Origin of the sequence: Nocardioides cynanchi (assembly GCF_008761635.1) — a bacterium.
Lineage (GTDB): Bacteria > Actinomycetota > Actinomycetes > Propionibacteriales > Nocardioidaceae > Nocardioides > Nocardioides cynanchi.
The window spans coordinates 1,000,741-1,024,385 of record NZ_CP044344.1; the positions used below are offsets into that span (position 1 = coordinate 1,000,741).

General features: G+C 69.6%; 21 protein-coding genes. 9 read left to right on the forward strand and 12 right to left on the reverse strand.

The genetic code is table 11. The features are described 5' to 3' along the window. Nucleotides 1–349: 349 nt before the first annotated feature. Together E3N83_RS05075 and E3N83_RS20325 are read right to left on the reverse strand one after the other, a co-directional pair. Nucleotides 350–1,141 carry a hypothetical protein gene (locus E3N83_RS05075; protein WP_151082272.1) on the reverse strand — a complete coding sequence of 264 codons (792 nt, stop codon included), beginning with the start codon at nucleotides 1,139–1,141 and terminating at the stop codon, nucleotides 350–352. Nucleotides 1,142–2,340: 1,199 nt separating this feature from the next. Continuing rightward, nucleotides 2,341–2,895, reverse strand: a complete 555-nt coding sequence (locus tag E3N83_RS20325) for a rolling circle replication-associated protein (RefSeq protein ID WP_420371837.1) — start codon at nucleotides 2,893–2,895, stop codon at nucleotides 2,341–2,343. A gap of 1,060 nt (nucleotides 2,896–3,955) precedes the next feature. On the opposite strand from E3N83_RS20325, the gene E3N83_RS05080 reads away from it, so the two are divergent. Continuing rightward, on the forward strand, nucleotides 3,956–4,297 hold the full coding sequence (locus tag E3N83_RS05080) for a hypothetical protein (RefSeq protein ID WP_151082273.1): 342 nt from the start codon (nucleotides 3,956–3,958) through the stop codon (nucleotides 4,295–4,297). 196 nt (nucleotides 4,298–4,493) lie between these two features. On the opposite strand, the gene E3N83_RS05085 is transcribed toward E3N83_RS05080, so the two are convergent. The 4 genes from E3N83_RS05085 to E3N83_RS05100 form a co-directional block, all read right to left on the reverse strand. After that, on the reverse strand, nucleotides 4,494–4,757 hold the full coding sequence (locus E3N83_RS05085) for a hypothetical protein (RefSeq protein ID WP_151082274.1): 264 nt from the start codon (nucleotides 4,755–4,757) through the stop codon (nucleotides 4,494–4,496). Then, nucleotides 4,754–5,242: a hypothetical protein gene (locus tag E3N83_RS05090; RefSeq protein ID WP_151082275.1), complete on the reverse strand. Its 489-nt coding sequence runs from the start codon at nucleotides 5,240–5,242 to the stop codon at nucleotides 4,754–4,756. The genes E3N83_RS05085 and E3N83_RS05090 overlap by 4 nt, the downstream gene beginning before the upstream one ends. A gap of 1,503 nt (nucleotides 5,243–6,745) precedes the next feature. Then, nucleotides 6,746–7,897 (reverse strand): carboxylate-amine ligase, encoded by a 1,152-nt coding sequence (locus E3N83_RS05095; RefSeq protein WP_151082276.1) that lies wholly within the window; start codon nucleotides 7,895–7,897, stop codon nucleotides 6,746–6,748. Between the two features lie 691 nt (nucleotides 7,898–8,588). Then, nucleotides 8,589–9,377 carry a GAF and ANTAR domain-containing protein gene (locus E3N83_RS05100; protein WP_191907961.1) on the reverse strand — a complete coding sequence of 263 codons (789 nt, stop codon included), beginning with the start codon at nucleotides 9,375–9,377 and terminating at the stop codon, nucleotides 8,589–8,591. A 532-nt stretch (nucleotides 9,378–9,909) separates the two neighbouring features. On the opposite strand from E3N83_RS05100, the gene E3N83_RS20190 reads away from it, so the two are divergent. After that, nucleotides 9,910–10,359 carry an acyltransferase gene (locus tag E3N83_RS20190; protein ID WP_191907962.1) on the forward strand — a complete coding sequence of 150 codons (450 nt, stop codon included), beginning with the start codon at nucleotides 9,910–9,912 and terminating at the stop codon, nucleotides 10,357–10,359. Continuing rightward, the gene (locus E3N83_RS05110) at nucleotides 10,356–11,492 is read left to right on the forward strand and encodes a polysaccharide deacetylase family protein (protein WP_151082279.1); all 1,137 of its coding nucleotides are present in this window, start codon (nucleotides 10,356–10,358) and stop codon (nucleotides 11,490–11,492) included. The genes E3N83_RS20190 and E3N83_RS05110 overlap by 4 nt, the downstream gene beginning before the upstream one ends. A gap of 40 nt (nucleotides 11,493–11,532) precedes the next feature. Here E3N83_RS05110 and E3N83_RS05115 read toward each other — a convergent pair whose 3' ends face one another. The 6 genes from E3N83_RS05115 to E3N83_RS05140 form a co-directional block, all read right to left on the reverse strand. Next, the gene (locus E3N83_RS05115; RefSeq protein ID WP_151082280.1) at nucleotides 11,533–13,731 is read right to left on the reverse strand and encodes a fibronectin type III domain-containing protein; all 2,199 of its coding nucleotides are present in this window, start codon (nucleotides 13,729–13,731) and stop codon (nucleotides 11,533–11,535) included. A 110-nt stretch (nucleotides 13,732–13,841) separates the two neighbouring features. After that, the gene (locus E3N83_RS05120) at nucleotides 13,842–16,220 is read right to left on the reverse strand and encodes an ATP-binding cassette domain-containing protein (RefSeq protein ID WP_151082281.1); all 2,379 of its coding nucleotides are present in this window, start codon (nucleotides 16,218–16,220) and stop codon (nucleotides 13,842–13,844) included. Nucleotides 16,221–16,223: 3 nt separating this feature from the next. After that, complete coding sequence (locus E3N83_RS05125; RefSeq protein WP_151082282.1) at nucleotides 16,224–16,634, reverse strand: VOC family protein; 411 nt, start codon at nucleotides 16,632–16,634, stop codon at nucleotides 16,224–16,226. Nucleotides 16,635–16,639: 5 nt separating this feature from the next. Further along, nucleotides 16,640–17,089: a helix-turn-helix transcriptional regulator gene (locus E3N83_RS05130; RefSeq protein WP_151082283.1), complete on the reverse strand. Its 450-nt coding sequence runs from the start codon at nucleotides 17,087–17,089 to the stop codon at nucleotides 16,640–16,642. Between the two features lie 60 nt (nucleotides 17,090–17,149). Next, entirely contained in the window at nucleotides 17,150–17,605 is a 456-nt protein-coding gene (locus E3N83_RS05135) for a hypothetical protein (RefSeq protein WP_151082284.1), read from the reverse strand. A gap of 34 nt (nucleotides 17,606–17,639) precedes the next feature. Beyond that, nucleotides 17,640–18,596, reverse strand: coding sequence for a helix-turn-helix transcriptional regulator (locus tag E3N83_RS05140; RefSeq protein WP_151082285.1), 957 nt, complete (start codon nucleotides 18,594–18,596; stop codon nucleotides 17,640–17,642). Between the two features lie 110 nt (nucleotides 18,597–18,706). Between E3N83_RS05140 and crcB (E3N83_RS05145) the strand changes: the two genes are divergently transcribed. The 6 genes from crcB (E3N83_RS05145) (at nucleotide 18,707) to E3N83_RS05165 (ending at nucleotide 23,640) form a co-directional block, all read left to right on the forward strand. Beyond that, nucleotides 18,707–19,222, forward strand: a complete 516-nt coding sequence (crcB, locus tag E3N83_RS05145) for a fluoride efflux transporter CrcB (protein WP_238343073.1) — start codon at nucleotides 18,707–18,709, stop codon at nucleotides 19,220–19,222. Beyond that, the gene (gene crcB / locus E3N83_RS05150) at nucleotides 19,219–19,581 is read left to right on the forward strand and encodes a fluoride efflux transporter CrcB (RefSeq protein ID WP_151082286.1); all 363 of its coding nucleotides are present in this window, start codon (nucleotides 19,219–19,221) and stop codon (nucleotides 19,579–19,581) included. Before crcB (E3N83_RS05145) ends, crcB (E3N83_RS05150) begins: the two co-directional genes overlap by 4 nt. 61 nt (nucleotides 19,582–19,642) lie before the next feature. Next, a complete protein-coding gene (locus E3N83_RS05155; protein WP_191907963.1) occupies nucleotides 19,643–20,293 on the forward strand; it encodes an ArsR/SmtB family transcription factor in 651 nt (216 codons plus the stop codon). After that, nucleotides 20,290–21,534 carry an MFS transporter gene (locus tag E3N83_RS05160; RefSeq protein ID WP_151082288.1) on the forward strand — a complete coding sequence of 415 codons (1,245 nt, stop codon included), beginning with the start codon at nucleotides 20,290–20,292 and terminating at the stop codon, nucleotides 21,532–21,534. Before E3N83_RS05155 ends, E3N83_RS05160 begins: the two co-directional genes overlap by 4 nt. A 177-nt stretch (nucleotides 21,535–21,711) precedes the next feature. Beyond that, the gene (locus E3N83_RS19450) at nucleotides 21,712–21,867 is read left to right on the forward strand and encodes a hypothetical protein (protein WP_191907964.1); all 156 of its coding nucleotides are present in this window, start codon (nucleotides 21,712–21,714) and stop codon (nucleotides 21,865–21,867) included. 246 nt (nucleotides 21,868–22,113) lie between these two features. Continuing rightward, nucleotides 22,114–23,640 carry a UDP-N-acetylglucosamine 1-carboxyvinyltransferase gene (locus E3N83_RS05165; protein WP_151082289.1) on the forward strand — a complete coding sequence of 509 codons (1,527 nt, stop codon included), beginning with the start codon at nucleotides 22,114–22,116 and terminating at the stop codon, nucleotides 23,638–23,640. Nucleotides 23,641–23,645: the final 5 nt, after the last annotated feature.

A 23,645-nucleotide genomic window follows, 5' to 3' on the forward strand; every position in this document is an offset into this window, starting at 1 on the left:
GGCGGCCTTGCGCTCAGCCGCACGAGGGTCCTCGCCACTCACCGGTAAGGATGCGCGGGCTGTTGTAGTCCGAGTGACGTTCACCGACGACGGGTACCGCGACCACGGTCGGCGCATCTACGTCGATCGACCGGCCTTGATGTTGGTCTACCCCGACACGCCTATGGCCCTCAGCGGCCCCCCCCCGGGACGCCAAACGGCACCGTGAAGTCGACCCTTGTCGACTTCATTGACCCCGACTCCATGCAGGGCCTCCATGCCGTTTCGTTCGCTACCTCAACGCATGTCGACCAAACCACCGGGGAATGACAGAACGCACGCACATGCCGCTGCCCGCGCTTTCGACTGCTCAGGTCCAGATGCGGGTGATCCAGGGCGAGTGTTCTCCGGTGGCCTCTGAGAGGGCTTTGAGTGACTGGACCTCGGCTCGGCGTACGCCGTCTGGGAAGAAGCCTCGGGAGAAGTGTCCGACGCGGCCGCCGTTGAGCCGGAGGGCGTCGTCAGCATCGGTCCGGTAGCCCTTGACGGCGTAGGTGGCGAAGCCCTTGCCGACGTAGGAGGAGAACTCTGCGCCGGACTTGATCCGGGCGTAGGTGAACCTGCCAGCGAACCCGGCTGACACGAGTCGTCGTCGGAGCCAGTCGAAGTCGATGCGGTGGCCGTCCTTGACGACGATGTGGGCGTGGGTCATCCCGTTGGCGCTGCCCTGCTCGACGTAGGTTCCGAACGCGCCCAGCGCGACCTGGTCGCGTCTCGCTGCCTGCCTGAGCACCCGAAGCCGGTCCTGTACCTCGGGCCACGGGAGATCGGCTCGGTGCAGGTCCGTGGTGGTGACTGTCAGCTCGTGCGTGGGTTCGATGTAGCGCACCGCCAAGGAGCGTCGCCAGGCGTTCACCCCGATGCAGTCCGGGCACCCGTTGCGCTGGCACCGCATCGGGCGAGTTTCGCCGGTCTCGACGTTGATCATCACCACGTCACCGACCTGGATGGGACGCGACATGCACGGCAGTCGGTTGAGCCACTGACGAGCCGTCGGCTCGTCTGTCGGCTCTGTGAGCGTTTGGTCTGTTAGGACAAGGAAAGGGCCGGCTTCGCCGGTCTCCCCCGTCGCCGCAGCGCCGTAGGCTTGTTCCGTCGTCATCAGTAGCCCCTGATGTCGTCCACGACCCCGAGGAGTTGACGCTCCTGCGGGGTCTCTTTTTTCAGTTGAATTGACCCGGACATCGGGTCGCGTAGACGTACGTAAACACCGGGAGTCGGAATGTCGCCGGAAGGCGCGCCGATTGAGGCTTTTCTTGGACACGTTTGCTTGCAGCAGTTAGCAGGCTTTGGCGCGTCAATCGGTATTGACCCGATCGCGTCGTTAGGTGTCCGCGGTGGGTGCCAATATCCGTTGACGTGAGCACCGAAGAGGGCAGCCATGCGCGGCTGCGGACCCGCTGGGTGGTCGAGAACCTCGCCGGAACTCTGCGCGGCCCTCAGAGGCCGTTGGACGCCCTGCAGGAGGTGCGACACGCCCAAGAGGGGTTGGCAGAGGTACGCGATTTGTTGACCTGCGCTGCACGCCGCGACGGCGCTACCTGGGCCCAGATCGGACACGCCCTCGGCATCAGCCGGCAGGCCGTCCACCAGGCCGACCAGCGGCGCCGGCGCCACGAGCTCGAGCGGCAGGACGCCAGCGTGTGGCGCATGCCGATGCCGAGGCGGCGCCGTCGGTTCCGATGGTGGCGGAATCGGAGCGCGTAGGAGCCAGCGATGGTCCAGGCACCCGCGCGGCTCACTGATGGCGGGTGTGGGTGGCCTTGCGGCTTCCGGGGCCCCCTCACGGGCTCGCTGCGCTCCCCCGCGAGCCTCGGGGCCCCTCCAGCCACCCGAGAGAGGCCACCCACCCCCACCCGCCGCGCGGGCCGTGCAGGTGGTGGGGAGCAGCGCAGAAGAAGCAGGACGAACAGTCGTCAACATCGGGGGCGGATTCCCTCCGGTCAGGAGGTCCGCCATTCCTATTTTTGGACAGACCTCTCGGAGGCCGTCCGCCCATCACGCTCAACCCACGCTGGCTCTGTTCACAGACGAACAGGTTGACTCGCAACGAGCCTCGGCTCGGAGAGGCCCGTCGCCCGCGTCCTCACATCACTGACGGTTGCTACGCATTGCCGATAGACCGGAGGAAGCGCCCGAGGGCTGCTCAGTCGCGACGGTACAGTCCCGCGCCGACACCGGCGGCGAGATCCGAGCGCGTGTCGCTGCCAGGGCCCGCCGTGCGTCCTCGGCGCTCCGCGCCGTCCGGGCGCGCGCCAGCCCCCGCCAGCGAGCCGCGCATCGTCTCCTCGACGTCCGGGGTCAGGTCCCGGTGTCAGTTATCGGCGAATCTGCCAGGCGTGGGAAGGGGGGTGTTGGGTTGCACCCTTCCGGGTGACGCGACTCAAAACCTACCCCCGTGTTACAGGTCGGGGGCTCGGCAGCCGCGTAGACGGCCAGGTGAAGGTGCGGGACGCCTCGACGCTGCCACTCCACGACCCAGTGCCACCGGAGCAGCCCAGCCCGCCTCAGACGCTGCTGCAGGACCTTCACGAGCCGTGTCCAGTCCTCAGAGGTCGGAGGGCAGTCCAGCAGTGTCAGTGTGACCGCCGCGCCGATGCCGTCGAGCTGCGTGGTGTCGACCGACCGGAGCCAGGCCGTGTGCCGGCGCACCGTGCCGGCCGACCAGCCGGTGACCTCACCGCGTTTGGCCGGCGCGTGAGCGCAGCACAGGACGCGGGAGCCCGTCAGACACTCGCAGCCTTCACGGTGGCAGCACCCCGGGCCCAGGTAGACCACTGAGCCCCGTTGGCATGGCTCCCGGCCTCCGGCCCATCCCAGGGTGAGCCCGTTCTCGTACGCTTGAACTGTCGGCATCAGCGAACACCTGATCCGTCCAAGCCCCGAGCGGTTGCAGCCGCGTCGGGGCTTCTTCTTTGGTTGTCACCAGCACCCGGTCGGGAGCCGTGTGCTGATATGTGACTACTAATCAAGAAGGTGGTCCCGGCAGGCGCGCCGACGACGGCCCCGAAAGAATGCAAATGCTTGCTGTTGTTAGCAGCGTTATCACCGTCAATAGTCGTTGTCGCCGAACCGGTCCCAGGAATGGTCAGACGGTGGCAACCTGCGTTGACGTGAGCACCGAAACCGGCAGCCATGCCCGGTGGCTGATGGGCCGAGCCGCCGCAGACCTCGACCACGCCAGGTCCGGCCCACAACGCCCCCTGGACCACCTCAAGGCCGCACGACACGCCCAAGAGCGCATCCACGACGCAATCGGGCTCCTGGTGCTGGCCGCCCGCGACGAGGGCCACAGTTGGGGCCAGATCGGCACCGCCCTGCAGATCAGCCGACAGGCCGCCCGTCAAGCGCAGCTGCGACGCGACCAGGTCGACCGGCAGCGCCAAGAAGACCGACAGTGGCGGATGCCCAGCAAGCAGCGACCACGACGACTGAGATGGTTGAGGAGTCGGCTCAAAGCCGGATGAGCAGAACACGGGACGACGGCCTTCCGGACGCACGGGAGTGGACTGCTTCCCGTGCAGAAGACCTAGTTGTGCGTCCGCTCGATGCGGCCTACCTCTGCCTTCCGCCGCACCTGCACCCGGGCTGGACGACTCTCAGGTCAGTCCCGGGCCTCTCGTATATGTCATCGGCCGGGCTCTCCCCGGTCCCTTCGAAAGCCCCCTCAGGATGCCAGAGCCCACCGACCGCATCCCGGGACCAACGCCCTGCGTGTCTCACCACCGGGGCCGGGCGCGCCGCTCATCGCTCCCCCAACCGCGCTCCTCCGTCGCGCGCCCGGGGCCCCTGCGACCCGAGAGCCCAGCAGCACCCCCGGCCCCTCCCAGACGCGCACGGACAGCGGCATGAGCGGACGCTTCGCGGAACTCACTCGAAGCGGCGACCGTCACAATGGTCGATGAGGGGGTTTCCGATGCAGACGCTTGTTCTTCTCTCCGTGCTGGCGCTGGCGGTCTCCTGCTCGGCTGACGACAGAAGCGCGACACCCGAAACGTCCGTGAGCATCACTGTGAAGCGGGACGTGGTGATGCAGGTCGGCAACCTCATCCAGAAGGAACTAGCGCCTGGTGACATGGTTGAGGCCCTGTGCATCGCCCCGCCGCCGGATGGCTACCCGGGACCAGTCGTCAAGGTGCGTTCGGGTTCCACGGTCGGGTACGCGACCGTGGAAGCCGACGGGTTGCACTACTTCGATACGTCAGCGGCCGAGTTGCAAGAACGCCTACCCGACTGCGGTCCCACAGGACTTACGTAGCCATCCGCTCATCGGCATGTGAGTGCGTTGGCTCAGGTCTGGAGCCAGTCGCGTCGACAGCCGGGGCAGACCTCGCCGTAGAGCCGTTCGGGCCACACCCGTTCCAGGCAGATCCGGCACGGTTGCGGTAGGCAGCGCCAGGCGTGCCGCGCGCTTCGCTTGCCGCGGCCCGCCTGGCGCTGCCTGACCGGATCCGTCACGGTCCGACCTCGAGCGGGCCGAAGACGCCGACTTCCCCACAGTCGAGGCACCGCCACGCGTCGAGCTCGAGCAGCCCAGGCCCGGCACCCATGCCGACACCCTGCGCGACCTGGATCAACCAGTCGTCGGCGTCCTGGTGCGCATCGACCAGGCGGGCGACTTCGTCACCGACGCTCCCCCAGCCCAACTGCCCAGAGCCGCAGACCGTGCACGTGCTGCGGAACAGCCGCGCGAAGCCCACCCCATCGAAGCCGTTCACGCCATCACTCCGTCCCATCCGGCCGCGAGCGCGAGCCCCACGGCGATCTCCTGGCTTCCCCATTCCGACACTCCCCGGCACGCGCCCAGCACCCGATCCGATGACTTGAGCATGCCCCGCAGGTACGACACCCGGTCCCACTCACCGGCAGCCTTGACCATCTGTCCGGCCCGCTCATGGCTGATCGCCTTCGCCCGAGCATCCGCAATCGCGTATCGCCTCACCAGCCGCCGGAACCGATGCCCCTGCTGAGTCGTCAGGTCCATCTGCAACGGAGCCACTACCGGCCACCCGCTGCTCTTGCCCCACAGTCGGCCGGTCCGCTCCCAACCTGCAGGCTTGCCCTGGCGCTGGTAGTGCCGCACCCCACGCGCTGCGTGCTTGGACAGGTACTTCAGCCAGCCCACCGGCCCGGTGATCGGCGTGACCTGCTGCCCCCTCAACCCCGGCTGATACTCCGAGGCGATCTCCCGCCACTGCCCCACCACCCACCAGCCGACGGCCGACGCAGCGGAACTGTCAGTTATCGGCGAGTTGGGCGCAGCCTGACGGTACGGCTCTCATATGCCGATGTGAGTCCAGGGTCACGGCTGTAGCGAAGGCGGCGAAGATGCCCGGATCATCACAACGGCGAAGTCCGACCTGGGGCGATCCGCCGTCATGATGTCACGCGAGGAGCGCTTCGGTCAGGGTGCCCGCCCGGTGTCAATCGAGGTGATCGACGAAGGGACTTTGGTCCTTATCGGGACCCCTCCCCCGGCTGATAACTTCACCGGTGGGTGTGGATAGACGCCTGGTTCAGACGCCGAGGCCGGCAAGGCATCGGCGGCAGCCATCACCGCTCCGTGAAATCCACCGGAGTCGAGCATGCGCCAGGCTTACGCAGCCAGCAGTTCCACTCTGATGACGAGTGACACGGCGCGCGTGTATGGACAGGTGCCACTCCTCGTGCCGACGCGAGCCCTCAATCGGGGGGTGGGGACTCGCGTCGGCCGCACCACTGGACAGGGTGAACTCTGATGGACCGGCTTTTGGCTCCGCAGATCAGCGACAGCGCCGCGTCCCGAGCCCGCGGGGAGATCGCAGACCGCGACACCTGCCGGAACGAGCTGTCATCGCTTACGGGATTGCCGCGCTCTCAGCCAGGTGTTGGTGCAGATGCAGGGACCCGGTTGTTGCCCGCCAACGCCTTCGGCGCCTATAACGCGATGACGACTTCCCCTGTCGAAGCAACCCTCGACTCTGGGTGGTGGGCTACCGGGAGCACGCGTGTAGAACCCGGCACTCCTGGGCAGCAGGATCGACAGACGCTGTCGGATCCTGCTCCCCGTCGCCTGGCCGCGAAAACGGTGTCAATGGGCATTGCCGTCTTGATGGCGTGGGGGATCGTTACCGGCCTGATCGCCGGGCTTGTCCTGGTGCATCTGCTTGGCTGGCTGGGTATGCCGGTGGATATGGGGACTGGGTCCCTATTGAAAAGTGCGTTCTGGCTATGACGACTCGCCCGGGTCCGAGCAGCTGTTATCCAGTCGCCGTGCACAACGAGCTGATGTCGCTGATGCTGCGCATGGTCGAGATGTACCCCGGACTGCCGGCCGGTTCCGTGATGCGCAGCGTCGCCCGGACTGTTCGCCGCGCACGGGTGGCGGGGGTCGAGTTGGAGGCCCTCCCGGTCCGAGCCGAGCACACCGCCCACGAAGTTCTAGCCGCACGGTTGGCTGCAACGGGACCCGGAGCACATGGCGATCACCAGGACCGGGCAACCGGCGGCCGCTAGGGGCAGCCTCGGCGTCCGGGCTATGACCACCATGAGGTACGCGTCAGGAACTCGCAGTGCCGATCGTCGAGCTGCCTGGCTGGATACGGGAACCATGAGTCCGGAGGGAGCGGGAGGGGTTCGGCGCATCGTGGTCGGCGCCGTCATGTCGAGGTGCAGGGCGCGCGCGACCCGCTGCTGACGCGGCGGGCTGGCGACACAAGAACTCAACCTAGGCTTCCAGCCCGCTGATCGACCTCTCGGCAAGAGCCTGGACGAAGAGTGCGGGTGACACTGTTGAGCCGAAGAGTCGCCGCTGGCGCTCGGCGCCGCCCCCTGCTAGACGGAGACGGTCGAGTGTCGACACGACCGTGACGTCGTCCCCGTGAGCTCGTAGCTGCGTTTGCACCTGCTCGAGCATCCGATCGATGAATTCCCACGGCTCCAAGCGCTCATCGGTCAAAGGATCTGTCGTGCTCCCGCTCAAACCGGAGAGGGCGGCGAGTCGGCAAGACTCGCGAAGCCGTGCTTGCGGCACCCACGCAGCTGGATGACCGTGAGCCTCCTCGTCCAATGCGGTCGCCACTAGTGCTCGGACCAGGCCCGCGTAGCAGGCTGCCTCGTCGACTGACAGGCTGACGTCGGCGAGGCGGACCTCGACGGTCGGGTAGCGCGGGGACAGTCGGGCCAGGAAGTAGATGCTGCGCGCGTCCAGAGCGCGCCCGGACGACACGGTCGAACGCAGGAGCTCGTCGTACGCCTCGGCTGACTCAACGGGCGGCGCCGGCGCGGCGGTCGGCCACCGAGAGATGAAGACCATCCGCCGACTTGCCCAACGGGTGTCGTGTCCGCGCCACACGGGCGAGTTCGCGGTCAGCGCGATGAGGGCCGGTAACCAGCGACGGATGCGAAGGAGCACCTCGACTCCGAGTTGCCTGTTCGGGACCGCGACGTGAACATGGCATCCACATGTCCCGGCGGTACTCATGGCCAATGGAAAACGTTGAACGAGTTCGATGTACCGCGGGTCCCTCGTGATCGCGGGCGGACTCGGCACTCCGAAGGGGGCTACGCCTGAGGCGACCATCAAAGCCCCGTGCCCGCGGGCGACAGCTGCGACGTGGTGACGGTGCGTTCTCAGCGACTGGGCGACTTCTCGCAGGGTATGGCACACAGGTGTTCGAGTCTCGATCATGTAGCTCATGCACTCGGGTACGATTCCCGCCGCGTCGCTGCAATCGCGCACCACGTCCGGTGCTCGGCAGACGACCCGGCCCGTCCCGGGAGCCAGAAGCGCGAACTCCTCCTCGACCCCCACAGTTACGTCGCTTGGTGATAACGGCCTCAGGTCCTGGGCGACGGGGGTCGTGATGACGGTGTCCATCTCCCTCTCCTGAGCACAGGCAGTCGAGTCGGCTACGCCTCACTATGTCGACACAGCTCCGAGCTGGGCAGGGCCGGACGGCCCTCGCCCGGAGACTTCCGGATCGCTGCTGCACCGAACGCCAGTCCGCCCAGAAACGCAAGCTCTGTCGTCCTGACTGGGATGTTGCTACGCTCGACATCGGGTGTGGATAGACGCCTCTGGTGCTCGACGACTGAGCTGCGAGAGAACCGCAAGTCCCACGCCAGCGCCTGTGTGAACGTCGCCCGAAGCCAGAGTGCGCCGATGGAAGCCCCAAGGAGGCGACCGGTATGAAGGCGCACTAGGGGCCGCGTCCAGCGCTCCCGATGTGGTCGCTGGCGGGTCCTCGGAGCCGCGACCCGGCACGCGCTTGGGCGAACCCTGACAGATGAGGTCGCCAATTGAACTGGCTGGCGGTGATGACACTGCCCGACGGCACCGCGATCGAGATCCCGATGCCCTCACCCGAAGACACTTGTCAAGCCGACCACGTCCATGGCTACCGCGTACGTGGACCCTCTGGCACCACCACGTTCGCGACCCTGACCGAAGCCGCCGACTACGTCATGGGCCTGCCGGACCATGCGTGGCGACGCCCGTCATCAGGGCAAGTCAGGACATCCCGGTCCTCAGGCGCGTGACGCACCACTTCGCCTCAATGCTTGTCTCGTCATCCGGATGAGTAGCCGGACGGGCGCTGTGTGAGGGGGCGGGGGGGTTCGGGTGGGTGACCGGTCGCGCTCTCGATGAGCTCGGCGGCGATCGTGCTCACCTTGCGGTTTGTGGTCTGGGAGGTGTGACGCAAGATCTCGAAGGCGTCATGGGCGCCGATCCTGCGGCTGACCATGAGGATGCCGAGCGCTTGGTCGATGACTGCCCGGGTGGCCAGGGCGTCACGCAGCTCCTCATCGAGTGTGGCGCGGGCGGCATGGCGCAGCAGGATCGTCAACGCGGTGGCTGCTTGGGCGGTGAACGCCTCGGCCCGGGCGATGTCGTTGGCACTGAAGGCATGTGGGACGGTGGCGAACAGGTTCAGGGCCCCGAGGGTCGTGCCGTCGAGTTTCAGCGGCAGCGAAGCGACGCTGTGGATGCCGTTGGCGAGCGCGTGGCCGGCGTAGTCGCCGAATCGCGTCTCGGCGGCCATGTCAGGCACCTCGATCCGTGTCCCCTCGTCCAAAGCCGCCAGGCATGGCCCGCGTCCGCGGAGGTACTGGACCTCGTCCATCCGCATCGCCACCGCGTCGCTGCTGACCGCGGTGGCGACCTGACCGTCGCGCCGCATGGTGATGCCGCAGTGGGTGCCCGGCACGATCGAGGACGCCAGCACCGCCAGCTGTTGCAGGAACTCGGTGACATCCGGTCCGTCGAGGATGAGGTGCTGCAACTCGGCGTAGGCCGCGGCGAGGTCGAGTGGCTCTGGGCGCCCAGGCGTCGTCGACTCGCCCGGATCATGCGTCACCTTCGGGTCCCGTCTGCACCCACGGTGGGTACGCTTGTGAGCGCCGAAGGCGGTGCCGCGCTCTGGACGACACACTGAAAGCCCTCAGTGACGCCTACGCTATCCCGCCGCAAGGGCGGCCAACAGTCCGTTGGTCCTGTCGGGGAGGGTCCGAAGTCGGGAACGCCCCCGGGCGGCCCGGGCCGAAACGCCGGGCACTGCTCACCGGACGTGAACGTAGACGTGGGTCGGCCCCCGCTCCGCTTCCTGAACCGGGGGCCTCAGCCCTCACCGATCTGCAGCGCAGTCAGAACCTTGCTCCACGTTAACACTGATTCGAGCGCGAGCGTCTTCGCGTGAGTCGATCATGACGCGCCTCGGGGATCGCCGTGGCCGATGCCGCCGACCGAGCCAGGCCGGGCCAGGCCAGCGACCAGGCACCGGGTGCCAGTTATCGGCGCTATTCGCAGGGCTCAAGTCAGGCTGCGAGAGGGGTACGGCGCGGCTCGCCGATGAACCTCCCCGGCGGCGACGGTTGGTCTACCGTTTCACCATGTCCTTCCGCGCAGCCATCTTGCACCGCATCGCCGACTGGGTGCCGAGCGACGAGGCGCGGTCCAAGGTGTACCGCGCCTCGGGACTGACCATGGGCAAGGACGTCTTCATCGGCGAGGGCTGCCTGTTCGACAAGCTGGTCCCGGGCAACGTCGTGATCGGCGACCGGGTGGCGATCGGCGCCCGCAGCGTGATCACCGCCCATCAGACGACGGTCACCGCCCGGGACCTGTCCGTGCTCTATCCCGACAAGGAGTTCACGACCACGATCGAGCACGACTGCTGGCTGATGCCCGGTGTCACGATCACGCCGGGCGTGACCGTCGGCCACCATTCCGTGATCGCGACCGGCGTGGTGGTCCACAAGGACGTCCCGCCGTACAGCGTGGTGGTCGGACCCGGCTTCCGGATCGCCAAGACGCTGAGCCCCGAGGACCTCCACGCGTGATCAGTACTGCGTACGCCCGCTGGACGCCCGACCCGGCAGCCCGGCAGCGCGTGGCGAGCCACATCGTCGAGCACGAGGGAGACGAGCTCCGGCTCTGGGTCGAGGACGGTGCCGTGCACACCGCACTGCCGTGGTGGGAGTTCGAACGCCGGACTCTGCTCGAGACCGGCCTGCCCACCCAGCAGCCGACGTACTCCCGCTCGGTGATCCCCTACACGGCGATCCCGTTCACCCTGCGGGCGAGGCTCAACCGGGTCCGGATCGCCGCCCTGCGCCGGCGCTCCGAGGACTCCGGCTTCCCGGCCGACCCGGTGGAGACCGGGGTCGACCGGTTCCGGGAGTCGCTGTGGACCCAGGCGGCGGAGCTGGCCGGGGTCCCGCTCCACGCTCCCGAGACAGCCAGGACCCTGGTCCTGACCCACGACGTGGACGAGGAGTACGGCTGGCCGGGCATCGAGACGCTGCGCAGGATCGAGCGTGACCTGGGAGTCGCCTCCGCGTTCGGCGTCCTCTCGCAGCGGTACACCGCCGCCGAGCGGGACCTCCAGGCCCTGATCGACGACGGCTGCGAGGTGTTCTCCCACGGCTACCTGCATGACGGCACGCTCGCCTTCCTGCCGGCCGACGAGCTGCGGCGTCGCCTGCACCACTTCTTCGAGGTCTACCCCTCGATGCGCGGACAGGTGCGCGGCTTCCGGGCCGGCCAGCTGGTCAGGTCGCGGTCGATGTTCGAGGTCGTCGCCGAGGTCTTCGACTACGACCTCACCCCGCCCACCGTCGAGCTCGGGGGCCCCCACGGCTGGCGGACGGGGTGTGCGACCACGATCCCGTTCGTGGACGAGCACGGCCTCGCCCACCTGCCGCTGACCCTGCCCCAGGACTACTTCCTGGCGTTCATCGACCGGCTGCGGCCCGACGAGATCGCCCGCCGGTGGCTCGACGCGGCCGAGGCGGTGTGGTCGGTGGGCGGCACCGCCGTCCATCTGGTCCACCCCGACAACGTACGACGGCGCCCGGCCTTGGCGGCGGCCTACCGGACCTTCCTGGAGCAGGCCCTCGACGCCGGCGCCCGGGTACGGCTTCCCCACCAGGTGATGGCCGCCGACCTGCCCAGCGCCCCGGAGCCGACCTAGCCCGGGGGCCCCTTCGCTCCCGACGTACGACGCCAGCCGGTCAGGCCTGTGGTCCGAGAAGGCTGACCGTGTCGGTGAGGAACCACGCGTTCGCGTTCAGGCCGGGACTGTAGATCAGGTAGTCGAGGTGGTCTCCGTTGCCGAGGGTCGTGTAGGGCACCTGCAGCTGGTGCCAGGCAAGGTCGCTGAACGTCAGGCTGCGGCTCGCCGAGCCGACGAGGACTCCGGCAGGGCTGACCTCGTTGATCTGGACGACGACCGTCTGGGACTGCCCGGTCTTCTGGCCCCGGACCCAGGCGCTGGCGTTGAAGTCGGCGTTGCTGGAGGTGGCCGGAACGAATCCGGGCTTCGAGACCACGCCGGCGGCGCCTGGCGTGGTCGTGTTGCGGATGACCTTGAGGCTGTAGTGACCGTCGTGCTGGGCCTTGGCGTAACGCGCGGTCTTGGACAGGCTGTTGTACAGACCCGTCCACCCGGTCTTGCTGGACTCGAAGCCGGTGTTGGTGACGTACTCCTTGGTCGGCGACGACGACACGATCTGGTCGGCGTCGGTCGCCGTGCACACGCTCCCGGGGGTGGCACAGGCGTTGTCGGCCGTCCGGGCCTGAAGCGACACGCTGACGGTGTCCCCCGGACTGCCGGACGTCACCTGCGTCGTGACGGTCCGGATGACGCTCTGCCCGCCCGTCAGGTCCCCCACGTCCCAGGTCAGCGTGCCGCCGGCGACGGTCGCGCCGTCGGGGTCGAGCACGGTGAGATCGGCGGGCACCGTCAGCGAGATTCCCACCCCGACCGCCGTCGAGCCGGACCGGGTGTTCTGCACCGTGGCCCGGTAGGTGACGGTGTCCCCGACCTGGACGCCGGACACGCCCCCGTCACTGAGGGTGGTGCTCAGCTGAGGGTCCGGCGGGGTCGGGTTGCCCTGGTAGCCCTGCAGGGTCTGGCTGTACAGGACGGCCCCTTGGGTGCACGCGTCCAGGCCCGGGCTCGGCGGGTACGGCGGGCCGCAGATGAAGTCCAGCGTCATCTGATCGCCGCTGAACCTCACCCGCAGGTGCTCGAAGTGGTTGGTCAGCCACAACGTGCCCGGGTTCTGGTTGACGTTGGTCTCCTCGTCGCCGCCGCCGCCGTCGATCACGTGCAGGAGCCCGTGCTTGGGCGAGAGGACCTGACCGTTGTGCACGTGGTGAGCGACGTTGACGACGTACTTGCCGTCCGGGCGAGCGGCCGGTGAGTACGTCTCTGCCAGGGCGTCCAGGATGGGCTGCAGCGTCGTGTCGGAGACCCCGGCGTTCGAGTACGCCGGCCGGTGCCCGAAGGTGACGATGAAGTAGATGTCGGGGTCCGCCTCTGCCTGGGCCATCAGGGCGTCCGCGGCGGTGTGCCAGCTGGCGAACGCGCCGGACCAGGGCTCGGGGTAGCTGATGAAGAGGGTGTGCCCCGCGGTGAAGTAGCCCCAGTCGTCGCCCTGGCAGCCGTTCACGCTCGGGTTCGTCGACGAGGGGCACCCGGGGCTGGTGACCAGGCTGGTGGAGTCGATCGGGATCGCCTGGGCGTTGGGTGCGTTGAAGCGACCCTTGTAGTTGGCGATCGAGTCGCCGCCCGCCGACTCGTGGTTGCCCCACGCGTACTCGATGGCGGTCTGGGTCGCCAGGGGGGCGATGTCGTTCCAGTACTGGTGGACCGACGGGGTGCCGCAGGAGTTCGCGTAGGTGATGTCGCCGCCGTGGGTGACCAGGTCGGGGTGCTCGTCCGCGAGCTGCTGCCAGACCTGGCTCATCCACGGCTTGACGCATCCACCACCGCTGTAGGTGGTGCCGGTGTCGCCGATGTCGTCCCAGACGAAGTCGCCGGTCGGAGCGGTCCGGAACGTGTGGTCGAGGCCGCTGCTGCCGATCCGGTAGTGGTACGTCGTGCCGGGTGCGAGGTTGGCCAGCCGCACCTGCCAGAGGCCTCCGAGGTCCTTCGGCGTGATGGTGGGCCGACTCGCGGTCGCTGTGTCGCCGTACGACGCGTCGAGCCCGTACTGCACGACGTCATCGGGTCCGTGCCAGTAGAGCCACATCTGGCTGCTCGTGTCACCGAGACTGCTGTGGATCTCGTCGTCCGGCTCGGTCGTGGCACTGGCGAGCGCGTGCGGAGGGGCCACCAGCGTCGCGCCGGCGAGCGCCGCACCAGTGCAGAGGAGCAGCAGCCGTCGCAGCAGCCGATGTCGTCGCAGGCGGACATGCTGGGTCATGGCGATCCCGACCTCGGGTGTGCGGCCACAGGGCCTACGCCACGCTAGGAAGGAGGGCCGCCCGCCGCCTCTCCCGAATTGATGAAACCCGCACCGACAGTCCCCCGGACTCAGCTCCCGACGTAGGCCGCGAGGTGCTCGCCGGTGAGGGTGGCCCGCGACGCGACCAGCTCCGCAGGAGTGCCCTGGAAGACCACGGTCCCGCCGTCGTGACCCGCACCCGGGCCGAGGTCGATGATCCAGTCCGCGTGGGCCATCACGGCCTGGTGGTGCTCGATCACGACCACCGACAGGCCGTCGTCCACGAGGCGGTCCAGCAGCGCCAGCAGCTGCTCGACGTCGGCCAGGTGCAGCCCCGCGGTGGGCTCGTCGAGCACGAAGACCGCGCCGTCCCGCCCGAGCTGGCCGAGGTGGGTGGCCAGTTTGAGGCGCTGCCGCTCCCCTCCCGAGAGGGTGGTCAGCGCCTGACCCAGGCTGACATAACCCAAGCCGACGTCCCCCAGCCGGGCCAGGATCCGGTGCGCGGCGGGCACGGCACCGGCACCCTCCCCGAAGAAGGCCGTGGCCTCCTCCACCGGCATCGCCAGCACCTCGCTGATGTCCTTGCCACCGAAGCGGTACTCCAGCACGGAGGCGTCGAACCGCCTCCCGTCGCAGACCTCACAGGTGACCGCGACGGTGGCCAGCACGCCGAGGTCGGTGTACACGAGCCCGGCGCCGTTGCAGTTGGGGCAGGCTCCCTCGGAGTTGGCGCTGAACAGCGCGGGCTTCACGCCGTTCTCCTTCGCGAAGGCCTTGCGGATCGGGTCCAGCAGCCCCGTGTAGGTCGCGGGGTTGCTGCGGCGGGAGCCCCGGATCGCGCCCTGGTCGACGACCACCACGCCGTCGCGGCCCGCCACCGAGCCCTGGACCAGGGAGCTCTTCCCCGAGCCCGCGACACCGGTCAGCACCACCAGGATCCCCAGGGGTAGGTCGACGTCGACGTGCTTGAGGTTGTGGGTGTCGGCGCCGCGGATCTCCAGGGAGGCCGTCGAGGTTCGTACCTTGCCCTTGAGCCGGGCCCGGTCGTCGAGGTGCCGACCGGTGACCGTGTCACTGGCCCGGAGCCCCTCGACGGTGCCCTCGAACATCACGTCACCACCCGCCGTCCCGGCCAGCGGACCGAGGTCGACGACGTGGTCGGCGATCGCGATCAGCTCCGGCTTGTGCTCCACCACGAGCACGGTGTTGCCCTTGTCGCGCAGCCGCAGCAGCAGGTCGTTCATGCGTTGTACGTCGTGCGGGTGCAGGCCGACGGTCGGCTCGTCGAACACGTAGGTGACATCGGTCAGCGACGACCCGAGCTGGCGGATCATCTTGGTCCGCTGCGCCTCGCCACCGGACAGGGTGGCCGCCGGCCGGTCCAGCGAGAGGTAGCCCAGCCCGATCTCGACGAACGAGTCCAGGGTCTCCCCCAGTGCCGCCAGGAGCGGTGCCACGGACGTATCGTCCAGGCCGCGGACCCAGGCGGCGAGGTCGGTGATCTGGAGCGCGCAGGCCTCGGCGATGTTGATCCCCGCGATCTTCGACGAACGCGCCTCGGGGCCGAGCCGGGTCCCCTCGCACTCGGGGCAGGTCGCGAAGGTGACGGCGCGCTCCACGAAGGCGCGCACGTGCGGCTGGAGGGAGTCCACGTCCTTGGACAGCATCGACCTCTGGAGCTTGGGGATCAGCCCCTCGTAGGTGAGGTTGATGCCGTCCACCTGGATCTTGGTCGGCTCTTTGTGGAGCAGGTCGTTCAGCTCGCGCTTGGTGTATGTCGCGATCGGCTTGTCCGGGTCGAAGAAGCCGCTGCCCTTGAAGATCCGGCCGTACCAGCCGTCCATGCTGTAGCCCGGGATCGTGAACGGGCCGTCGTTCAGCGACCGGGTGTCGTCGTAGAGCTCGGTGAGGTCGATGTCGGTGACCGAGCCCCGACCCTCGCAACGCGGGCACATCCCGCCCAGGACGCTGAAGCTGCGTCGCTCCTTCGTGGTGCGTCCGCCCTTCTGGAAGGTCACCGCCCCGGCCCCGGAGACCGAGGCGACGTTGAAGGAGAACGCCTGGGGCGAGCCGATGTGGGGCTTGCCCAGCCGGCTGAAGAGGATCCGCAGCATGGCGTTGGCGTCGGTGGCGGTCCCGACGGTGGAGCGTGGGTCGGTGCCCATCCGCTCCTGGTCCACGATGATCGCCGTGGTCAGCCCCTCGAGCACGTCGACGTCCGGCCGGGCCAGGGTGGGCATGAACCCCTGCACGAACGCGCTGTAGGTCTCGTTGATCAGCCGCTGCGACTCCGCTGCGATCGTGCCGAACACCAAGGAGCTCTTGCCCGATCCCGAGACGCCGGTGAACACCGTCAGCCGGCGCTTCGGGAGGTCGACGTCGAGGTCCTTGAGGTTGTTGACCCGGGCGCCGCGGACCCGGATCACGTCGTGGGCGTCCGGCGCCCCGCCTGCGGAGGGGTCAGTCATCGGCTAGCGCAGCTCCTGGATCCGGACCAGGTTGCCGGCCGGGTCGCGCAGTGCGCAGTCGCGGACGCCGTACGGCTGCTCGGTCGGCTCCTGGACCACCTCGGCGTCTCCGGACTGGACCTTCTCGAACGTGCCGTCGAGGTCGCGGGTCGCCAGGAGCAGCGTGCCGTAGGTGCCCTTGGCCATCATCTCGGCGATCGTGCGCTTCTCCTCGTCGGTCAGGCCCGGGGTCGCCGTCGGCGGGAAGAGCACGATGCTGGTGCCGGGCTGGTCGGGAGGGCCGACCGTGATCCAGCGCATCGTGCCCCGGCCGACGTCGAGGCGCACCTCGAAGCCCAGGGTGTCGCGGTAGAAGGCGAGGGACGCCTCCGGGTCGTCGTGCGGCAGGAAGCTGGAGTGGATGGTGATGTCCATGGAGGTCACGGTAGGCGCGCCTCGGTCAGGAGTGCTTCTCGGTTCCTGACCGGTCTGGTCACCTGCTTGACCACGCACATGGGCATCCCCTCCGTGGTGCGGCCGACCTCGCGCCGGTAGGTGCTCGGCGACATCCCGACCAGCTCGGTGAACCGCGTGCTGAACGTGCCGAGCGACTGGTAGCCGACGGCGAAGCAGACCTCGGTGACGCTGAGGTCGCCGCGTCGCAGCAGGGCCATCGCGCGTTCGATCCGCCGGGTCATCAGGTACGCGTACGGCGTCTCGCCGTACGCCGCGCGGAACTGCCGGCTCAGGTGCCCCGACGACATGTGGACCCCGGCGGCCAGCTCCTCGAGGTCGAGCGGCTGCGCGTACTCCCGGTCCATCCGGTCGCGGACCCGCCGGAGCAGCACCAGGTCGCGCCGCCGCTGCTCGTCGACCGGGTTGCTGCTCACGCGCCCGATCGTGCCACGCCACCTCGACCTCCCGCTCGGCCGGACCCGCAGCCCAGGCCGTCACCCCACCGGCACGGGGTCGGGCTGCGCAGGCTGCCCGTCCTGCTCGGCCCGTGCGTCGCCGTACAGAAGGGTCAGCGCGATGGCCCCGAGCGGCGTCAGGGCGACCTCCACCACGAGCGTGACCAGCGAGATCACCCACAGGGGCGGGCCGGTCACGATGATCAGCGCGAGCAGCCCGAGGAGGACGCCGACCAGGTGGATCCCCGACCAGATCAGGAACACGAAGAGCGCGGTGTGCCACCACCGGTGTGCCACCAGACGCCCACTCCTGTGCAGGGCTCGGAGCCCCCGCTCCTCCTCGATCATCACGACCTGGCCGACGAACTGCCACCGGACGGTGAGCCAGGCCGCGACCGGCGCGCCCACGACGGTCAGCTCGAGCAGGATCAGCAGCACCAGCGACGGGCCGAGGAACGACCACGGCGCCTCCTCGTCGGAGATGGTGGGCGTCACCGTAGTGAGGTCCCGATCACCTCGACAAGGGCCGTCAACCCGCGGGTGGCCGGGACGCCTCGTCGAGCCGGGCGGCCAGCGCGGCCAGCTCGTCGCGCAGCCCCTGCGGGCGTACGACGTGGAACGGCGCGTGCACGAACGACAGCATCTCGGCGTACCACGCCAGGTCGTCGGTGCTGGCCAGCAGCCTGGTGCCGCCGTCGGTCTCCTCGAGCCGGCCGATGCTGCGCGGGATCCACCACGAGACCCGTTCGAGCGGAGCCTCCACGATCACCTCGATCTCGTGCGTCCAGCCCTGCGAGAGCTGCTCCTCGAGCATCCGCACCGGATCCAGGTCCGGCGGTGGCGTGAACCGGTCGGGCAGCCGCTGCACGTCCAGCGCGCGATCGATCCGCAGGGCACGGCGCGCGTCGGCGGTGTAGGACCAGCACAGCAGGTACCACAGCCCGTGCCGCACGACCACGGCCCAGGGGTCGAGGTCGACCACGATGGTGCGTCCGGAGGCCGTGCGGTAGTCGAGCCGGACCCGGTGGCCGGACTCGCGGGCCTCGACCAGCTCCGCGGTGAGCTCCGGGTCCGGTGCCGTCTCCTCGGGACGCCGCCCCGGGGAGGCCACCTGGCCGACCGCCCGGGCCGGGCCCGCGACCCGCTCCGGCAGCACCCGGATGATCTTGGCCAGAGCGCTGCCGACCGGTTCGGTGGTGTCCGACGCGCCACGCCCCTCCACAGCGGCCATCACCAGGCCGAGCGCCTCGGCCGAGGTGAACATCAGCGGCGGCAGGCGCAGGCCGCGACCGACGCGGTACCCGCCGTACCGGCCCCGCTCGGACTCGATCGGGATCTCGGCCTCGCGCAGGATGGCGACGTAACGGCGCACGGCTCGGTCCGACAGCCCCAGCCGCTCGGCGAGCACGAGTGCGGTGACGCCCGGGCTGTTCTGGATCATCTCCAGGCACAGCAGCGCGCGGGCCGTCGGGCTGGTGTCGTGCACGTCGCCAGTCTCGCGCACCAACCGGATGCATGTCGTCCGCAATGACCGGCGGCTCCCGCGTCAGCGCGCTGCCGGGCTGCGCTAGCCTGACGCGGCACGCGAGGAGTCCTGTGTCGTCCGACGAGCCTTCCCACCCGCCGCAGGGTCGGCATCCCGACCGCCATCCGGGGTTCCCGATCGACCCCGACGTCACCGCCGACGACGTACGCCGGGGCCCCGGGCCGGCGGTCCGGCTCCTGGTCGAGCGGCGCGACATCCTGTTGGCGATCGCTGCCGGTGGCGCCCTCGGTGCCGTGGCGCGGTGGGGCCTGGTCGAGGCGCTCCCCCACGACCCGGACCAGCTGCCCTGGGCGACGGTGCTCGCCAACCTCAGCGGCTGCTTCGCGATCGGGGTCCTGCTCGCCGTCCTGGCGGAACGACGGCCCGACAGCCGGCTCCTCCGGCCGCTGCTGGGCACCGGCGTGCTGGGCGGCTACACGACGTTCTCGACCTATGCGCTCGACACCCGCGACCTGCTCGCCGCCGGGAGGCCGGCCCTCGCGGCGGCCTACCTGTTCGGGACCCTTCTGGCCGGGCTCCTCGCGGTGGTGGCGGCGATCCGGCTGACCGAGCGGTGGCTGCGGTGACGGTGCTGCTGGTGCTGCTCGGCGGTGCGGTCGGCGCCCCGACCCGCTACCTGACCGACCTCGCCGTGCAACGGCTCCACGGCACCGTCTTCCCCTGGGGCACCTGGAGCGTCAACGTCGTCGGCAGCCTGGTGCTCGGTGTCGTCGCCGGGGCGAGCCCCCCGGCGTGGCTGCTGACCCTGGTCGGCACCGGCTTCTGCGGCGCCCTCACGACGTTCTCCACGTTCGGCTTCGAGACCGTGCGCCTCGTCGAGGACGGCGACCACGCCGCGGCCGCCTGGAACGTCGTGGGCAGCCTGGCCGTCGGCCTCGCCGCGGTCACGGTCGGGTGGGTCGTCGGCAACGGCCTGGGTCAGTAACCTCTCGGAGATATACAAGCGCTCTTGTACGACAGTTCTCCCGGGCCGCATGCTGGGCGCCATGACGCGTCGTACCGCTGCCGAGCGCCACCTCGAGTCGGCTCCCGCGGCTCCGGCACCCGGCTCCGACCCACGTGCCGACGCCCTGGCCGACCTGCTGGTCGCCTACCACCACCCCGTCCGCCGCTGGCTCAGCGAGCTGCTCGCCGTCGAGGGGCCGGCCAAGGTCGGGCAGCTCGCGGCCCGGACCGGGCTGGCGGTGGGTTCGGTGAGCCACCACCTCAAGGTGCTGCACCGCCAGGGGCTGGTCGAGCCCGCCCCGGAGCTGGCCCGGGACACCCGGGAGAGCTGGTGGCGGGTGCGCTCGCAGCCGCTCAGCTGGAGCGTCGAGGACTTCGAGGAGGGCTCCCTCGGCCGCCGGGTCGCCCAGGCGGCCGAGGGTGAGAACGTCCGGCACCAGCTGCGCGCCCTGCGCGCCTGGATGAACCAGGCCGCCTCCGACGACCCGGCCTGGCGCCAGGCGGCGGAGTCGGTCGACACGCTGGTCTTCGCGACCGTCGAGCAGCTCGACGAGCTCGGTGACCGTCTGACCGCCCTGGTGGTCGACTGGTCACGCGCGTGCGCCGCCGACGCCGAGGCCCGTCCGGACGTCGTACGCCGACCGGTCCGCGCGATCGCCCGGGCCTTCCCCAGCGGGCCGGTCCGGCCGTGAGCGCGCCGCCGGTCGGGGCCACCGACCCGGAGCTGATCGGGCCCCCTCCCCCGCGGGTCACCCGCGACCCGATGGCGCTCACCTGGCTGGCTGCGGTCGGGCTCTCGTGGTTCGGCGACTACGCCTGGAACGTCGCGCTGGCCTGGACCGCCGCGCACACCCTGCGCCCGGTGGTGGCCGGCGTCGTGCTGGGAGCGGAGATGCTGCCCCAGGCGGTGCTGATCCTGGTCGGCGGTGTGCTCGCCGACCGCTACGACCCGCGCCGCCTGCTCGTCGCAGGGCAGCTCGGACAGGCGATCGTGCTCGTGCTCGGCGCGCTCGCCTGGACGTCGGGGATCCGCGGCGCACCGGTCCTCCTGGCCATCGCCCTGTGCTTCGGGGTCGCTGCCGGCCTCACCATCCCGGCCGGCGCCACCCTGATCCGCCAGCTGATCGCCGGCGACGACCTCGGGACCGTGCAGGGCTGGAGCCAGATCAGCAACCGGGCCTCGCGGCTGGTCGGCGCCCCGGCCGGCGGCATCCTGGTCGCCTGGGGTGGGATCGTGCTGGTGATGCTGCTCGACGCCGCGACGTTCGTGGCGATCGCGATGGTGCTGCTGGTCGTGGTCCGGCCACGCTTCCGGCTGCCGCGGGCGCTGCACGAACGCTGGCGCGACTCCTTCGCGGACGGGATGTCCTACCTGCGCCACCACGACACCGCGATGCTCTTCGTGGTCGGCCTCACCGCCCTGAACGTCTTCGTCTCGCCCGTCACCGGGCTCGGGGTCGCGCTGCGGGTCAGCGGCTCGGGCTGGGGCGCGCACTGGCTCGGGATCGCGGACGCCTGCCTGGCCGCGGGCGCGATCGCGGGAAGCGTCGTCGGCATCCGCTGGCGACCGACGTACGCCGCGGCCACGGCCTTCCGGATGCTCGTGCTGCAAGGCGTCGCGATCGCCGGCGTGGGCCTGGCCACCCGGCCCTCCCTGGTGGTGGCGATGGCGGTCCTGGGCTTCACGGCGGGCTCCGCGTCGGTATGGCTGAGTGCGACGTTCATCCGGGTGATCGACCCCTCGCACCTGGGGCGCGTCTCGTCGGTGACCAGTCTGGGCGACATGATCCTGATGCCGCTGTCGGTGCCGCTCTTCGGAGCTGTGGCCGGCCACACGGGTGTCCTCACGGCGACCGCCGGTTTCGGGCTCTCGATGTCGGCCCTGTGCCTGTGGTTCGCCACCCGCCGCGCGCTCCGCACCCTGCGGGTGTGACCGGCTCACCCCTCGCTCCGGCGAACCAGAGCCCGACGTGCCCCGCGGGGTGGGCCGTTCGGCCCCGATGCCTGGTCCCCTCGGGCCATTTCGGCCCTGATCCCATCCGTCGGGGCGCGACGCGGGTCACGATGGGTCCACGCCCTCGGGAACGAGACTCAGGAGACGGAGGCAGCCATGTGGGACTCGGTCAGCGACAACGACCAGCACCTCTCCCACGACCTGCCCTGCCCTCGGTGTGGTCATGGGGTCCACACCTACCTGGCCTGTGACGAGGGCTGTGACTGCGCCCCCTGCGTGATGCCGGGCAGCCAGCTGGCCCACGTCGGCTGAGCAACCCGCTGCTGGGCCGCTCGGGCCCGCCCGGCGTTGAGCCGCTCCAGCTCTGAGATGGAGCACACCCTCTCCCCGCGTCGTACGGCGTGCCTGCGGGCTCGTCCCGGCGACCTCGTGGGACGGCGACGTCGGCCGGCCTTGATCATCGAGCGGGCACCGGTAACGTCATGCCGGACATCCTCCCCGAGGACACCCCCGACCGAGGAGCGCAGCGCTATCTCACAGATGAGATATTCTGAGACCATGACCGAGGACTTCAAGGGCCGGATCGGCAATCTCATCCGCGACGCCCGCACCCATCGCGGGCTGACCCAGCAGCAGCTGGCCGAGCGCCTGTCGACCAGCCAGAGCGCGGTCAACCGGATCGAGAAGGGCCACCAGAACCTCTCCCTGGAGATGGTCGCCCGGATCGGCTCGGCCCTCGACTCCGAGATCGTCGCGCTGGGCGCCGGTCCGACCCACCTGCGGGTCACCGGACCGACCACCCTGTCCGGCGACATCGAGGTGAAGACCTCCAAGAACGCCGGGGTCGCCCTCCTGTGCGCCTCGCTGCTCAACCGCGGGAAGACCACCCTGCGCAAGGTGGCCCGGATCGAGGAGGTCAACCGGCTGCTCGAGGTGCTCGGCAGCCTCGGCGTGCAGACCCGCTGGATCGGCGACGAGGGCGACCTGGAGATCATCCCCCCGGCCGAGCTGGACCTGAGCGCGATCGACGAGGCCGCCGCACGTCGTACCCGCTCGGTGCTGATGTTCCTGGGCCCGCTGCTGCACCGCGCGGCCACCTTCGACCTCCCCTACGCCGGCGGCTGCAACCTGGGCACCCGCACCGTCGAGCCCCACATGTCCGCGCTGCGGCCGTTCGGCCTGGAGATCAAGGCCAGCGACGGCTTCTACCACGCGACCGTGAACCCCGCCGTCGAGCCGAGCCGGCCGATCGTGCTCACCGAGCGCGGTGACACCGTCACCGAGAACGCCCTGATGGCCGCGGCCCTCCACCCGGGCACCACGATCATCCGCAACGCTTCGTCCAACTACATGGTCCAGGACCTCTGCTTCTACCTCCAGAAGCTCGGCGTCGACATCGAGGGAATCGGCACCACGACGCTGACCATCACCGGGACCGCCGACATCGACGTCGACGTCGACTATGCCCCCAGCGAGGACCCGATCGAGGCGATGTCGCTGCTCGCCGCCGCGATCGTCACCGACTCCTCGATCACGATCAAGCGGGTGCCGATCGAGTTCCTCGAGATCGAGCTGGCGCTGCTGGAGGACATGGGCTTCAAGTACTCCCGCTCCGAGGAGTACGTCGCCCGCAACGGCCACACCCGCCTCGTCGACGTCACGACGTACCGCTCCCACCTGACCGCGCCCCTCGACAAGATCCACCCGATGCCGTTCCCCGGCCTCAACATCGACAACCTGCCGTTCTTCGCGGTGATCGCGGCCGTGGCCGACGGGCAGACCCTGATCCACGACTGGGTCTACGAGAACCGCGCGATCTACCTCGTCGAGCTCAACAAGCTCGGCGCCCAGGTCAAGCTCCTCGACCCCCACCGGGTCATGGTCGAGGGCCCGACCCGCTGGACCGGCACCGAGATCGTCTGCCCGCCGGCGCTGCGCCCGGCGGTGGTGATCCTGCTGGCGATGCTCGCGGCCAAGGGCACCTCGGTGCTCCGCTCCACCTACGTCATCCACCGCGGGTACGAAGACCTCGCCGAGCGCCTCAACCAGCTCGGCGCGCAGATCGAGACCTTCCGCGACCTGTGAGCCGG

What these genes read in the sequence shown, in the direction of transcription:
- E3N83_RS05120 (WP_151082281.1), bottom strand. Translation starts at nt 16,220, where the DNA reads ATGACTGACCCCTCCGCAGGCGGGGCGCCGGACGCCCACGACGTGATC.
- E3N83_RS20190 (WP_191907962.1), top strand. Translation starts at nt 9,910, where the DNA reads ATGTCCTTCCGCGCAGCCATCTTGCACCGCATCGCCGACTGGGTGCCG.
- E3N83_RS05155 (WP_191907963.1), top strand. Translation starts at nt 19,643, where the DNA reads ATGACGCGTCGTACCGCTGCCGAGCGCCACCTCGAGTCGGCTCCCGCG.
- E3N83_RS19450 (WP_191907964.1), top strand. Translation starts at nt 21,712, where the DNA reads ATGTGGGACTCGGTCAGCGACAACGACCAGCACCTCTCCCACGACCTG.
- E3N83_RS20325 (WP_420371837.1), bottom strand. Translation starts at nt 2,895, where the DNA reads ATGCCGACAGTTCAAGCGTACGAGAACGGGCTCACCCTGGGATGGGCC.
- E3N83_RS05125 (WP_151082282.1), bottom strand. Translation starts at nt 16,634, where the DNA reads ATGGACATCACCATCCACTCCAGCTTCCTGCCGCACGACGACCCGGAG.
- E3N83_RS05075 (WP_151082272.1), bottom strand. Translation starts at nt 1,141, where the DNA reads ATGACGACGGAACAAGCCTACGGCGCTGCGGCGACGGGGGAGACCGGC.
- E3N83_RS05095 (WP_151082276.1), bottom strand. Translation starts at nt 7,897, where the DNA reads ATGGACACCGTCATCACGACCCCCGTCGCCCAGGACCTGAGGCCGTTA.
- E3N83_RS05115 (WP_151082280.1), bottom strand. Translation starts at nt 13,731, where the DNA reads ATGACCCAGCATGTCCGCCTGCGACGACATCGGCTGCTGCGACGGCTG.
- E3N83_RS05080 (WP_151082273.1), top strand. Translation starts at nt 3,956, where the DNA reads ATGCAGACGCTTGTTCTTCTCTCCGTGCTGGCGCTGGCGGTCTCCTGC.
- E3N83_RS05165 (WP_151082289.1), top strand. Translation starts at nt 22,114, where the DNA reads ATGACCGAGGACTTCAAGGGCCGGATCGGCAATCTCATCCGCGACGCC.